This is a genomic window from Thalassomonas actiniarum (assembly GCF_000948975.2).
In the GTDB taxonomy this organism is placed as follows: domain Bacteria; phylum Pseudomonadota; class Gammaproteobacteria; order Enterobacterales; family Alteromonadaceae; genus Thalassomonas; species Thalassomonas actiniarum.
Window position 1 is genome coordinate 5499029 of the sequence record NZ_CP059735.1, and the last position, 14865, is coordinate 5513893.

Annotated in this window: 10 protein-coding genes and 1 riboswitch; of the genes, 3 read left to right on the forward strand and 7 right to left on the reverse strand. The window is 47.6% G+C overall.

Annotated features, from left to right (window positions below; all coding sequences use genetic code 11):
* Positions 1-14: 14 nt before the first annotated feature.
* On the reverse strand, positions 15-1706 hold the full coding sequence (locus SG35_RS23920) for a ShlB/FhaC/HecB family hemolysin secretion/activation protein (RefSeq protein WP_044831308.1): 1692 nt from the start codon (positions 1704-1706) through the stop codon (positions 15-17).
* 446 nt (positions 1707-2152) lie between these two features.
* Positions 2153-2236: riboswitch (cyclic di-GMP riboswitch) on the reverse strand.
* Between the two features lie 386 nt (positions 2237-2622).
* On the opposite strand from SG35_RS23920, the gene SG35_RS23925 reads away from it, so the two are divergent.
* The 3 genes from SG35_RS23925 to SG35_RS23935 all read left to right on the forward strand — a co-directional run bounded on the left by SG35_RS23925 (position 2623) and on the right by SG35_RS23935 (position 10663).
* Positions 2623-6627 carry a DUF7151 family protein gene (locus tag SG35_RS23925; RefSeq protein ID WP_044831309.1) on the forward strand — a complete coding sequence of 1335 codons (4005 nt, stop codon included), beginning with the start codon at positions 2623-2625 and terminating at the stop codon, positions 6625-6627.
* Positions 6628-6792: 165 nt separating this feature from the next.
* Complete coding sequence (locus tag SG35_RS23930) at positions 6793-9750, forward strand: TonB-dependent receptor (RefSeq protein WP_044831310.1); 2958 nt, start codon at positions 6793-6795, stop codon at positions 9748-9750.
* Positions 9751-10273: 523 nt separating this feature from the next.
* A complete protein-coding gene (locus SG35_RS23935) occupies positions 10274-10663 on the forward strand; it encodes a VOC family protein (protein ID WP_044831311.1) in 390 nt (129 codons plus the stop codon).
* Here SG35_RS23935 and SG35_RS23940 read toward each other — a convergent pair.
* The 6 genes from SG35_RS23940 to SG35_RS23965 all read right to left on the reverse strand — a co-directional run bounded on the left by SG35_RS23940 (position 10654) and on the right by SG35_RS23965 (position 14840).
* Entirely contained in the window at positions 10654-11295 is a 642-nt protein-coding gene (locus SG35_RS23940) for a helix-turn-helix domain-containing protein (RefSeq protein WP_044831312.1), read from the reverse strand. The genes SG35_RS23935 and SG35_RS23940 overlap by 10 nt on opposite strands.
* Before the next feature lie 222 nt (positions 11296-11517).
* Positions 11518-11892 carry a hypothetical protein gene (locus SG35_RS23945; protein ID WP_044831365.1) on the reverse strand — a complete coding sequence of 125 codons (375 nt, stop codon included), beginning with the start codon at positions 11890-11892 and terminating at the stop codon, positions 11518-11520.
* Between the two features lie 344 nt (positions 11893-12236).
* Positions 12237-12419, reverse strand: coding sequence for a hypothetical protein (locus SG35_RS23950; RefSeq protein ID WP_044831314.1), 183 nt, complete (start codon positions 12417-12419; stop codon positions 12237-12239).
* Positions 12406-12600 (reverse strand): hypothetical protein, encoded by a 195-nt coding sequence (locus SG35_RS23955; RefSeq protein WP_044831315.1) that lies wholly within the window; start codon positions 12598-12600, stop codon positions 12406-12408. Before SG35_RS23955 ends, SG35_RS23950 begins: the two co-directional genes overlap by 14 nt.
* A 2-nt stretch (positions 12601-12602) precedes the next feature.
* Positions 12603-12902, reverse strand: coding sequence for a BrnT family toxin (locus tag SG35_RS23960; protein WP_044831316.1), 300 nt, complete (start codon positions 12900-12902; stop codon positions 12603-12605).
* A 447-nt stretch (positions 12903-13349) separates the two neighbouring features.
* Complete coding sequence (locus tag SG35_RS23965) at positions 13350-14840, reverse strand: glycoside hydrolase 5 family protein (RefSeq protein WP_044831317.1); 1491 nt, start codon at positions 14838-14840, stop codon at positions 13350-13352.
* Positions 14841-14865: the final 25 nt, after the last annotated feature.

Sequence of the window (14865 nt, forward strand, 5' to 3'; positions counted from 1 at the left end):
GTGTTAATCCTTGATCAAAAGTTATAGCGAACCGTCAGGTCCAGCTCTTGTTCTTGTGCATTTAAAAAGTCGGGCACACGCAGCGCCCTGGCATATGACAGGCTCAGGCTAACCCCAAAAATACTGGCCTGGGCGCCGATAACCGAACCCGCGATCCAATCAGAGTTGCGATCCTGGTATTCGGGTAAATTGGTGGTGCCGACGTCTAAACCGAGAAAAACGGTCACCCCGGGCAGCAAAGCCCACGGGGTTTGTAGCGGCAGATAAAAGTCGTTTCTCAGGTAACCGCCCCGGTAGCCAAACAAAGAATCGCCGGAGATACCGCGTACCGAATAACGACCGCCGACACTCAGCCCTTCCGAGGCCAGGATCACCTCAGGGGAATAAAACCAGTTTAATTGGGAAGAAAATTGCATCGGCTGCTCAGCCAATGTAAAAGAGCCGCTAAAGCCCAGCTCCAGCTGATACTTTATAAACTGGAAATCGTCTTCAGCATCCGCCAGCTCGCGTTTGGCATCGAACCAGGGCACACTTTTATTGATATGCAGGGCGCCGTTTAAGGTGCCGGCAGGAAAATACCGGGTGTAGTCCGCCGACAGATCCCAGACATAAATGATGCGGGAAGAGGTATCGAGGAAAACATCTTCAATATAGTTACGGCTTTCTTTACGGTTAAAAGACAAACCGAGATTAAGCTTATCGGCGCTGCCGCGGTACAAGGTATTTTGCGCAACAAAGCTGCTGTTAAAAGAGGTGCCGTGGGTAAGGAAGTCAACGCTGGCCCCCAACACCGTTTGTTCGTATTGGTAATAATTGTTATTGAGGCTAAATAACCAGTAGCCATAAGGCACGCTCGCCACCAGGGAGTAACTGCGGGATTTCGATTGCGGCAGCTCGTGCTCGCCGATATTGGAAGAAAAAGAACTCACCAAAGAGTCGTTGATGCCGAACAGGTTTTCATAGATAAACGAGGCATCAAGCTGATATTCGCCGGTAGCTTCCACCCCGGTATTATTGATGCCGACAGAAGCCCGCCAGTTGCTTGCCTCCTGGTTGTCGACCCGCACCACAGAGCTGCCCTGGCTCTGCCCGGGGATTAACGCTGTTTTTGCCTGGTTTTGTCCGAGGCGGTTTAAGTTCTCAAGCCCCTGCTCTAAATCCCGCAGGTTTAATAACTTACCTGTGCGATCGGGAAAAGCCAACGCCAGCTGCCTTGTCGTCAGCAAAGGCTCTGCACCGTTTTTTTCACCGGCATGTGCTTCTCCTGGAGAAAGGGCCTGGATAAAACCTTCCAGCACCAGGACATGCAAAGTGCCGTCAGATAAATCCTGCGGCTGGATGTAGGCACGGCTGGTGACATAACCGTGGTTGAGATACAGATTCGATATCTCGGAAATCAGCTGATTGATACGATTGAGGCCGATGCACTGATGCTCAAAGCTGGAGCTGATGCTATTAATTTCCTGCTCGCTAAAGACGGTAACATTTTCCACGATCACCTGGTTGATATCGAAACAGGCGCCGGCATCATCGCTGAGAAAAGCCTGCTCTTGCTCCCGGTACTGCTCCTGCAAGAAAACATCCTGTTTTTTTAACAGCGGGTCGAGCTGGTTTTTAATGCGATCCTGGCCCTGTTTGATTTGTTTTTCATGATCAGAGAGCTTCTGCTCCTGGGCATAAAGGCCGGGAGTACTGAAAAGTCCCATCAACAACACCAACAGATGAGTGAAAGCACAAATTTTTATTGGCTTTTGATATAAACGCATAAATAAACCGGGTAAAACAGTGAAAAAATTAATTCAATAGCACCCAAAGCAAGCATGATGTCCGGGATTAACCGCCAGACAACACCTTCAATCCGGGCAAATTAAAACAAACGACGCTTTAGTTGACAGAAAAAGCCACCCGAGAGGCGGCAAAAAGCGGTACAGGCAAAAGCCAGACAGCACAAAGTAATAGCGGAAAACTGCAGTCGGGATAACAGATAATGCATAGATTCTATAAATCCTTTTAACTTAAAACTTTATCAAGGAATTTTGATCAGCTCCCATACAAAACGGCATTGCACAGGTTTAAAAAGATATAAACAGAAGATCGGACACAGACAGAAATGCAGATCCGGTAATAGTGAATGATTACTCGGGACATTAACCTAGGTAGTCCCACTATCTGCCCGTATTTCAGCAGACTGGTGACTTTGCGTCCAGACCTCGCGATCTGTTTGCCATTATCTCGTTAAATTTTTATTACACAATAATGTAAATTTCGGCGAAATATTAACAGATCGTAACTGGTTGGACAACAAAATTTAATAATTAGTGTACTTTTATTCACCAATTTGTTGCTAATAATCAAGCAGGCAACGAACGGATATAACACCTAAGTCCCCCCGGTTTCACAAACAAAAAGCAATTCCCCCTTAAACCCGGCCATCAGGAAGACAAAAAATTAAGCACTTTTAATAAAGCATCTTCAAGATTAATTGCAACGAACACGATGTAACCGGTTGCAAGACGATAAGTAACCGGTTACAGTGTGGTCGTAGTCTTCAAATATGCAGGCAACTTTTATAACAAGCAGATTTATATGACATCGGCAAAAAGAGATTGAAGGGTAATGTTTATGAAACAAACTAAGCTCCTGAAAAGGTCCGGAAAAAACAATAATATCGATACCAGTATAAGATTTAAAAAACTCAGCCTAACCACCTTAATCACCCTGGCCTTAACGGCTTGCGGCAGCGACATAGAGCAGGCCAGCTCTGATCAGGTCAACTCCTGGTCCAGAACACCTGTTGCCGAGCCGGCCGGTGACAACTGCCCGTTCGGGGGAGAAAAGGTGGAATCGGGCGCCGATACCAATAAGGATGGTGTCCTTCAAGACAGCGAAATCAACCAGGTAGACTACCTGTGTAGCGATAGCGCCAGCACCAGTACTTATGTTAATGATATGTCTGACTTAAGCGATAACTTCTGGCGCAGCTTTAACCTGGCAACAGAAGATAACAGCACCGCAGGGACCGACGATGCCATCTACCGCTTCCAGGGGGATTTATTCCGCTTCAAACGCAGTGACAATACCGCAGAGTACCTGGATTACCTGATCCCCGGCGCCATCGAAAACGCCGTGGTTTCCGCCTATTACTGGGAAGGAGACACGCCAGAAGTAGCGCCTTTTAAAATGTTTGCCTCTAAGGTCGGCGCCAATAACCCGGATGACTGGATTGAACTCACCGTGACTCAGGAGAAAGTCGGCGATTATACCCAGAGAGCCAGCGATGAGGATCAAAACGATGAAGAAAACGACAACTGGATCAAGGTAGACTTTACCGCTGCCGATATCAAAAACCAGGCAGGCGAAGACTATGACTTCATCCGGGTGCAGTTCCCCGTTGTTGCCTCCGGCCAGGCCTGGCATCCGCAGCTGGGTAACCTCGAAGTCGCCTTTAGCAGCAACACAGAGCTTGCCGCCGACAATAATGCCGCGCCCGACCCGGCACAAGACCCAAGCACCGTAGTGATCCCGGTAACACAGACAGACGGCCTGGATAATTTTAACCAGGTATTCTCCCACAGCGATTCACTTTTTTTTGACAGCTCAGATGGCGACGGCGAAAGCCGCTTTAACGGGGATACCAGCCGGTTAAAACGCGGCACCAACACGGAAGAATATGTTCAGTACCAGGTTTATGGCGAAGTCAAAACCATAGAAGTTGTCGGCTACTACCACGCCTTCGATGAATCAGAACCTTTCACTATTTTAGTGTCGAAAACCGGCGGCAATAATGAAGCCGAGTGGACCGAGCTCACCACAACACACATTCAGGCAGAAGGCGATGCGGTAGAAGACTGGACCACGCATACCTACACCGCCACCACCAGTGAACAGCAAGTAGACTTTGATTTTGTCCGCGTGGTCTTTCCGGTCATTGCTGATGACAGCAAGTCATGGCACCCGCAATTAGGCGATGTCAACATCACTTACCATCAGGATTACAGCCTGGACAGCGACAATGTCTCACGGGACTTATCCGGTGTCGAAATAACCGGTGGACAGGCACCACTGGCACTGGAACAAAGCATCAAAGATACTATGCTGGCCAATGGCATCAGCACCCAATTTGACTGGTATATCACCCGGGGCGAAGGCAGCAACGGTATTGGCGACAGCAACAAGTTATACCAGGATGACAGCGGCCAGGAATTCCGTTTTGTTTCCTACAACACCCCTAACCTGGTTATGACCGAAGATCCCATCTGGGATATCACCCCGGTATTTGAACAGGAAGACGGCATCAAAACCATCAAGGATATGGGCGGCAAGGTCACCCGTATCTATACCCTGGGTATATTTGATGCTTCCAGCCCGGACAAAGTCAAGCATATCAGCTGGGATGAAAACGGTGCCCTGGTCTTTAATGAAGATATTTTTGTCGCCATGGATAACCTGTTGGCCATCGCCAATAAGCACGGCGTGCGGGTGCAAATTCCCTTTATCGACCGTAGCTTATGGTGGGGCGGCATAGCCCACTTTGCCCAGCAATACGGTAAAAGCTCCCCGGAGTTTTTCACCGACCGCACCACCATAGACGCCTTCAAAGAAGTGATCTCCTATGTGCTTAACCGGGTGAATACCGTGACCGGCATCGCCTACAAGGACGATCCTGCGGTTTTTGCCTGGGAAACCGGCAACGAATTACGCTCGGACGACCTTGCTGCCATCGAAAGCTGGACCAGCGAGATAGCCGCCCATATCAAGTCTATCGACAGCAAACACCTGGTGATGGACGGCCGGGAAGCCCGCAGTACCCGCTCTTCCGGTGAATATGAAATGCGCATGTCCAACAGCGCCATGTTCGACAGCAATATCGATGTCTTGTCTAACCATTATTACGGCGACAATTTTTCCGCCCGCATCATGCAGGATTTAAATACTATTTCCGGGGTGAAACCCTTTGTGGTCGGGGAAATCGGTTTTGGCGACCTGGAAATGGCCGACGCCATAGATACAGTGATCAATGAAGGTTCCACCGGCATTTTATTATGGAGCCTGCGTACCCATGATATCAACGGCGGTTTTAAAGATCACGACGACGGCTCAGCCCACTCCTACCACTGGCCGGGTTTTGCCGACAACTTTGTTTATAACGAAGTGAAAATCATGGAAAATGCCTGGGACAAGGCCTATGAGATAGACGGTGAAATAAGACCTGCTATCCCTGCACCGGCAAAAGCCCCGGTGATGTTAGCCAGCCCTTCCACCCTGGATATCCGCTGGCAAGGGGTTACCAGTGCCCGCTATTATGATATTCAACGTTCCGATAACGGCACCGACGACTGGACCCTGGTAGGTGACGACATTGAAATCGGCGCCACCACCGCCAGCAATTATATTTTGGCAGACCGCACCGACTCTTTCGGTACAGTACACCCAGATGTAAAACACCAGATCCTGTTCCAGGATGCCACCGCCGTCGCTAATGAAACTTACTATTATCGCGCCAAAGCCATTAACGAAAGCGGCGAAAGCGATTGGTCAAATGTTATCGGCACCTCGGCCCAGCTGATTGAAAACGGCATAGTGGAAGACAGCTTAAGCAGCTTAACCTCCGCCACCGCCCTTTCCGATGTTTCAGTGCTCTTTGTCGACAGCGGCAATACCGAGTTCTTTGAAAATGACGATGCCGGACGCATCAAGCGCGGCGGCACCGGGGAAGAATGGCTGATGTACAGCTTCGGCGGCGACATCAACACCTTCTGGCTGACAACCTACTTCTGGCGCAGCGCCCCGGAAACCGATGTTGCTGACTTTAAAGTACAGCTTTCCACAGACGGCAGCAGCTGGGACGATTTTACCCCGGAATCAAGCAGTGTCGCACAACGCGGCGACTGGGAGCAGATTGACCTGGTTGGCCGTGGCATAACTGGCGGTTACCAGCACCTGCGCGTGGTATTCCCGGTAGCGGCAGCCGCCGATTCATCATGGGCACAGCAACTGGGAAATGTCAAAATTGGCGTAGGCACGGGGGTTATCAGCGACTTGCCGAATCCTCCGGGCGTGGATGGTTTAGTGGTCGATAACTTTGATGCCTACCCGGACGATGCCAGCATCAAAGCCAACTGGGTGGATCAGGCCTGGACCACCATCACGGTGGATAACAGCGCTGACAGCCAGCAAATGCAGGTGCAATACGATGTCGGCGCCAACGGTTATTCCGGGGTGTTACGTACCTTTGCCACACCGCAGGATTGGACCTCGGGCAACGCCATTCAGTTTAGCCTGAAACATCAGAACGCCGGCAATGTCTTTGTGGTGCAAATTGATGAAGACCAGGCGCAATTTAAACCGGACGGCGGCGTGGATTCCTGGGAATGGGCTACGGTATTGGATGACAGCAATATCGACGGCGTGATCACGATAAAGTTCGAGGATTTCCTGCCGAACCATAACTTCCCGGCAAACCAGGTGCCTGACGCTACGGTATTCGACCGGGATGCCATCCGCAAGCTCGGCTTCTGGCAAAACCAGGGCTACACGCCTTTTGGCCAGTCGCCGCTACAGCCATTAAATAACAGCACTGGTGAAAACTTGTTGATTGACAACGTCACGATAGTAACCGTGCCTTAAGGCCTGTTTGATAAAACCTGTATCGAAAGCCGCTTTTCATAAGAAAAGCCCCGGCGGATAGCACTTACCCTATCCGCCGCATTAACACGCTTAACAACAGCAAGTTTAAACGTTAATATTGAGCAAATAATACGCCGTTTTGGCGGCGTATTTGAGGAAGTAGAAATGAGCTCCAAGCAAAGTGTATTTAAAAAATCATTACTCGCCACCAGCATCAGTAGCTGTTTCCTGGCAGCCATGTCAATCAGTGCAGTAGCGCAAGCCGAAGAAAGCGCCGCAGCTGAAACAAGCGCCGCAGCTAAACAAACTAAAGAAGTTGAGGTCATAGAAGTCGTCGGTACCCGCGCCGCCTGGGCAAAATCCCTGCTGACCAAAAAAGACTCGGATGTGATCATGGAAAGCATCAACGCCACCGATATCGGCAAGATGCCGGACGCCAACGTTGCCGAATCCCTACAACGGTTAACCGGGATCCAAATCAGCCGCAATAACGGCGAAGGCAGCAATATCCAGATCCGCGGTATGTCGAAAAACCTGCTGTTACTCAACGACGAAGTTATGCTCACCGGCCAGGGACAAACCGAAGGCGGCATGGCATCTTTAGAAGAAATTCCTTCCGAGTTGATTGGCGAAGTCCAGGTATTTAAAGCCGCACGCGCCGATTTAATAGAAGGCGGCATGGGCGGCACGGTCAATATCATCACCCGCAAGCCGCTGCAGCTGGAAGATTTCACCCTGGCGGGTAACCTCAAATCCGGCTGGGGAGAAAACAGCCCCACTGATATTGAACCCAGCGGCGCCCTGGTGATCGGTAATAACTGGGACGATAAATACGGCTTCCTGCTTTCGGTGTCATCCAGCGAACGTTATAAAGAATCCGATTACGCCTTAACCGAACGTCAGCCCTATGCCAATATCGCCGGTCAGGCTCCCTGGCGTGTGGACGTATTAGAAGACGGCGCGCGGGTGGATTATCCGGAAATCTATGCCCCGTCCCAGTCTATCGAACAAAGAAAACGTATCGGCTCGGCACTGGCACTGCAATACCGGCCGACGGAAAACCTGGATTTAAGCTTCGACTGGGTGCATAACGAATTACAAAACGACACCGAATCGGTAAAAGCCCTGTTCCATATGGACAGACCCAGTGAAAACCTGCTCGCCCCCGGGGTAGAACATACCGGCCGCGTGATCGACAATGCCCGCTTTACCCTGAAGCGCCAAGAAAACCAAACCAATGTTACCGACCAGACCAATGAAGCAGACAACTTTAAATTCCAGGCAGACTGGGTGGTTAGCGACAATTTCCGCGCGGTATTAAATGTCAGCAAAGCCGATGCCCATGAAAAATCCTTATATGTGTCGGCGGATACCATGTCCACCCAAAACAGCCGCATCGCCCGTAATGCCGAGCAGGCCGCTAACCCGGCCCTGCGTGAACTGCTAAACCCCAACGGCATCGAAAGCTTCGATATGTGGTATTCAGACACAGGTGTCGGCCAGCCGGATATCCGTATCGACCACGACCTGGGCAACGCCGACTACCACTACTTTAAATCCGCCTGGGCCGGCGGCGGTGAGCGGGATTCGGAATCCGACGCCATTAAACTGGATTTCGAATATGATATCGATTTAGGACCGTTAAGAATGCTTAGCGCCGGGGTGCGCGTCGCCAACCGCGATGTGAAATTCCAGGGCTTTGAATATGTGGTAGATTATACCAACCGCGGCGCTACCAGCGGCGATACCTGGGGGCCTTTATACCGTTACCAGGATGCCGGCATCACAGATCCCGGTTTGGGCTATACCATCTTAGATCCGGTACGCTTTGCCGACGATCCTACCCGGGTAACCATCTACAAAGACTTTTACGGTTTAAAAGATCAGTATGGCGAGTCTATGGATCTGGCGGCCATCAGCACAGACGGTATGCGTAACCCCCATGCCTGGATGTCGGATTACACCGGCAGCCCGGTACAAAGAGTTAATGATCCTAAAAACAAATGGAGCGTCGACCAGGAAGTAAAATCAATTTACCTGATGGCAGACTTTGAAGCAGACGTGTTTGGCGATATGTTCCTGACCGCCAACCTGGGCGCGCGTTATGTGCAGACCAAGATCCTGGTAAAACAGCAAACGTCCCTGCCGAACACCCCGACCCGCGCCAGCTATGACTGGAACGGCGTGCTCGACGAATCGGGTTTTATCGCCACGCCGCTCAAAAATGACTTTAACGACTTCTTGCCCAGCTTCAGCGCTAACCTGGAAATAGCCGACGATATGTTTGTTAAATTTGCCGCCAGCAAAACCATGGCCCGGCAAAACCTGAACGACCTGGCGGCGGCCTTTAACAAAAGCTACTCCAACGAGGTCATCAATAACCCGGACGGCAGCACCACCGAAATCCAGAACTTTATCGGCGGCAGCCGCGGCAATCCGGAATTAAAACCGGACCGCACCACAGCCTATGATCTTAGTTATGAATGGTATTTCGGCGACGAAAGCCTGTTCAGCGCTGCGGTCTTCTATAAAGACATGACCAGCGTGGTTATACAGGAACAAAAAGACGAAGCCCATTTCAACGGCGACGGTGTAACCCTGAATACCGCACCGGTAACTTCTTACTTTAATACCGGCGGCGGTACGGTAGAAGGGGTGGAGCTAGGATTACAGCACGTGTTTGACAGTGGCTTTGGTTTTAACAGCAACTACACCTATTCAAACGGTGAAGCCAAAGACGATGTTGATGAAGATGGTAAGTCACAACTGCCGCTACAGAACTTGTCTGAGCACAGCGCCAACTTAGGTGTGTTCTATGATAATGACGGCTTACGCGCCAATATCAGCTATAACTGGCGCTCCGAGTTTATTATCGGTTACACCACCTACCACAGCTCTAACCAGGATGTTGCCCCGAGAACCCCAATATATTCTGACAGCTATGGCCAGGTGGATGCATCAATAGGCTATGAAGTTAACGAAAGCTTCACCATTTTAGCAGAAGTAACCAACCTGTTTGGTGAAGATACCAACCAGTACCTGGGCACAGATGCCAGTGATCAGTTCTGGAACTACTATCAAGGTGAAGCCCGCTATTACTTGGGGGTAGCTTTTAAAATGTAGCACTGGCTATCAGGCCCGGTTCCGGAACGTAATGCTGGAGCTGACACCTGATAGCTAGGATAAAGGCCGCGATTACCCCGGCGTTTAAAATGTACGCTTTCATGAAACAGGTATTGCCTCAGCAATCAATGCTGGAGCAATACCATTAATATCAAGCAAACAGGGATGTTATTGCTTGGCTCCTAAAGTCATACTATCCCTTGTTTATTTCAGTTTTATCGGTTCATACTCGATCTTATGTATCTAAAATCAGGATGCGGCTTCAGCTGACAGTGGACACGAGTGCTAATGCCACACAGCGGTCCTAATGTAGAAACAAAAAAGCAGCCCTTGCTAACGCTAACAATGAGAAGCTTGCTCTAGCGTAAAACACAAACGTTCACCACTACGACAACCCGCTATCAATTACCATTGTTATATGGAATTTATTTGCCTGTTTCTAGGAAATGTCGCATTTATTCAAGACGTAAGAATTGGTTATCTTTAAACTTCTTTAAGTTTTTAACAATAAGGAGGCACAGCCTTGAAATTTAAATACACAATACTTTATGTTGATAATGTTAGTGAGACCCTTGGTTTCTATGAGAATGCCTTTGGTCTGGAAAGGAAAATGCTACATGAGAGCGGAGACTATGGAGAATTAGTTACAGGCAGCACCACATTATCATTTTCTTCCTTCAAGCTACTAAAACAATTAGGAAAAAACCCAGACAAACCTAATTCACAAGCTCCAACTTTTGAAATAGCGTTTGAAACAGATGATGTAAAAACTGCGCTTTCTAAAGCTCGTAAAGCTGGAGCATTACTTGTACAAGATGCAGAAGATATGCCTTGGGGGCAGACAGTAGCTTATGTTACCGACAATAATGGTTTTTTGGTTGAGATTTGCACACCTGTAGTCAATCAGCCATAACCCTGATCATATAGCTGTCTGATAACACCAGGAGTATTTAATAGTTGTACTGGTGTTAACCTAAACCAGCGTTGGAACTCTCTATTCATGTGCGACTGGTCAGAAAAACCGTAGTTTTCTGCTACATCAGCCAAGTTAACATCACGACTTAAGCTTCTAGCCGCTTTTCTAATCCTGGCTAATTGCAACCAATAGCCAGGAGTTCTGTTCGTTTTATTAAATATCAGTCGTTGCAACGTTCTGATACTAACTCCTAATTGAGCTGAGATTTGTTTTACCGTTCCTAGCTCACTAGCCAAGCCCTCTAAAGCTTCTTGTACCGAATGCTCGACCTTTATGAAGTCACTTATAATGTCTTTTACTTCGTTAGCTTCAAGTTGTTTTATTTCAATATAGGTTAAAAGCTCACGTTCTTTAATTCCTATTCCTGGGCTTAGACGAAATCCCACATACGAGCAAATATCTTCTGCCAGGACTAACTCTGCCCTATCAAATAGAGGAGACACAAACCAATCTGGTTTTTCATTTCCTACCGTTTTTACGATTAAATCACGACATCCATCAGGAATAACAATGGTAGACATTCCCAAGTCAAAATTTGCACTCCATTTAGAAACTAAACTACTATTCATACTTTATTTAACATAATGTTTTAACCATAGGATAACTCAAGTCGGAGCTATGACTTAACTTGTTAGACGATTTGTTCATTCAGCTTCTCCCTTTGCACATTCTCATAAGACAAAGCAGGACAGCCAAAAACTGCTTTATACCTGGTCAGCTTTTTTAAATTTACCAAGTTTTGGGTATCCACGCATACAGTTAGGGCACTCACAAATAGCTCAGAGCTTCTTTCAGTCTATCAGTCCTAAAAAATTGAAAAAGACTAATAAAGCACCGCTAAGCCCAGATGCCATCAACAAGCAGTAAAAGGTTGCTCCAAGAATTTGATCAAATTTATTTGTGTTTTCAAATAATAAGTCAGATTTTGCATGAAGAAAAGATAACGGGCTTTTTTCTAATTTCCGGCTCCAGCTCCGGGGCATTGCTAATGCTGATGCAACATTCACAATATCCCAGCCACTCGCATATTCCATACCTAAGGCATCTTTTGTTTTTGGATTTTTTCTGAGTTTTCTTACAGTTAATTGACCGAATAGAACCCAAAGCATTGCTGATAAAATAGAACCAGCAAGGACAAAAGCAAATATTATTTCTTCAAATGTCATAAGCTTGATATCCATTGCATGATGCCATCATATCCGCCTTCGCTCTTGTCTTGTGCATAATGATTCATTCCTATTGATGCTCCCGCAGCAGCACCGACGACAAGAGCACCGCCTATAACTAAACCGACCCAACCGATCGGAGTTGCCACCTGCTTTGTGTGTATTTGGGATATTGCCCACTCGGCAGGTACAGTCAATCACAGCCAGGCCGTTACCTAGAAGTTTGGTGTATTTGGCAAATTGAACCAGCTCGCTGGCTTGTGCCTGGCTGGTAAGATCAAGTTTAGTGTGTGAGTTCAAATGAAGTTTGAGGCAAAACATTTCAGCTAACCATTTCAATGTCGCTAATATACGTCTGGCTCTCTTTCAGCTCTGTAAAACTGCGTCAATTCTAGTTCAGTTAACAACTGAGCATCTTTTGATTTTGATGCAGACTGCACAATATCATCATCAGTTTGCCTTCTGACTTTAGCCCAGTCTGTTGTCCCTCTACTACTTTTAACATCTTCTAATTTAATCTTTTTCATTTTCACCCTCCTTGGGAACCTGTTTAAATTCCTTCAATTCTTTATCGGTTAAATTAGGGGAATCAATGTCAGCTAATATGCCCTCGCTAATATCGGTTTCTGTCATATTATCTATAACTGCTTTATCTGTTGTTCCTTTTGACTTTTCAATATCTTCAAGCTTAATTCGTTTAATCGACATTATCAGGGTTCCTTATAAGGTTTTAAAAAACCTAAATCGTAAGCGCGCTTTTCGCGTTTATTGGCTTTTCTGGCGCTAATCAAGCGTACGACACCGGCATTATCTCTTATGGTATAGACAACCATAAGGATACCAAATTCTGTCATACCTATAGTTTGATATCGCTCTTCCCCATAATCTTTACGAGTATCCTTGCGAAACACTCGCCTTTTATCCAAAAAAATATGAACAGCATCAGCAAAATCAATATTGTGGTTTAGCCTGTTAGTGTGATTTTTAACCTCGTCCCATTCGAATTCCATTTCTTGCCCCTTATCATCATTGTTGAAGGAGTGGCTCTTAAATTGACATGCAAAGTGTAGCAAAAAACGGAACATTCAAGAGCAGGTCATATTTTTCAGCATTAAACAGCACCTACATAACTCCTTGATCGCGAAAGCTATCTAACCTACCAAGACTGAACAGATACAGCAAAAATAATTGTTAATCGAAAAGGTATCCTTATCTTTTTCAGTGTCCAGGTTAGTCCCGGCCAAATCAGCCTGTTTGAGGGGGGTTGCTATCGGTTGAGATCTGATAATGAATATAGGCATCCACCAGATAAATCTTACTGCCTAGATGCCGTAATGCACCGCCATCTAGGCCTAGTCCGGTTGGCAAGTCAAAACCAAATAATAACGGCAGGGAAACATCTAGCCAGTTAACTAATATCCAATCAACTGGCCAGTTAAAAATTCGAGTAACTAGAACTAGCCACTCACGGGAATAACTTGCACCACATTAGACGGCGCCGATTCACCACTTTCATTGCTGGCAACCACACGGTAAAAGTAGCTTTTTCCCGGTTTAACCCCGGTTTTATCGCTAAATAAAGGTTTTACCTTAGGATCATAACCATTTTCTCCGTCGGACACCTGGTTACCGACAATATACCAGGAGCCGTCCAATGATGTTGCCCGCTCAATACGGTAAAAACGGCCAAGCGGGGAGCCCATCCAGTTAATCCAATCTTTCGAGTTAATCGGCAATAACAGCGGCGGCTCAGGAACAGGCAGCGGCGGGGCCGCTTTTAGCCCGTCCATTTGCGCCTGGCCCAGCCGGATAGCATCTATCACATACTGTTCTTCATTAAACTCGCCTTCGGGAAAGCCGGGCAGGTGGTAACTGAAGTATTCATAATCCTGGTGCCAGTAAAAACCGCCCTCCTGCCTGTGTCCACGAAAGCCCCATAACAGGCCGCCCACAGACTTGGCGCCCTTATATTGTGAGTGCACCACCGACTGCATTATCGCGGCAATATCTTTGCCCGGCAATAAGCCGAATTCACCGACAAAATACGCCTTACGGCCATTAATAAAGGTGAGGTCTTCCAGTACCCGAGCGGCACAGTCGGTGCAGACATTGGCATAATAATGGTTGGAAATAATATCGACATTAGGATCGCTCAGGGCAAATTCCTTGAGTTCGATATAGCTGCCGTCCATCACTAAATGATTGTTATCCTGCTGCTTGATAAAGGCTGAGGTGCGGTTTAAAAAGCTTTCATTGGTTTCAAATATTTCATTGCCGGTTTCCCAGGACATAATGGCCTTTTCATCTTTATACAAGCGGCCGGTCAGGGTATTTTTCCGGTTGATCACCTGCTCAATTATCGATAAATAGGCGGCATAGGTTTTACTGTTGATATCGTAAAAGTCCTGCTCCTTTTCATCATACAAAGCCGCCAGTTGCTTGCGGCCCCCCCACCATTCCCAGTGGTCGATAAAAGGCAAAATCAGGCGTAAGTTATATTTATCCGCCAGGGCGATCATACGGTCGTAATGCACCATGGCGGTTTCATTTAACCTGGGCAAACCGCCTTTTGTTAACGGCGCCTGAATATGGGTCTCCCGGCCGCAGGCAGCATCAAACTCCTGCTCCACCGACAACACATAAGTGCGCATGGCTTTAAAACCGGCGTAACTCAGGGCCTTGATCCAGTTTTCCTGCTCCAGCGCCGTCGGCCATTTAAAGTATTGCCCCCAGCCCCGGGGATCGGCGGCGCACTTGCCCCTGGCATCGTCTTCGATACGATGCAGCTCGGGGGCCTGGATACCGGCGAAACGGAATTCCTGCTGCCCGTCTAATAACCTGTGACCGTCACGGGTAATAAAATGCTCAAGTGCCATGGCTGACATCATTTGCCCTGATAACAGCAACAAAAACAGGGTACTTTTTGCAGTAAAAGAAAATCTTTTCATAACCTTATAACCTTTACTAAATATT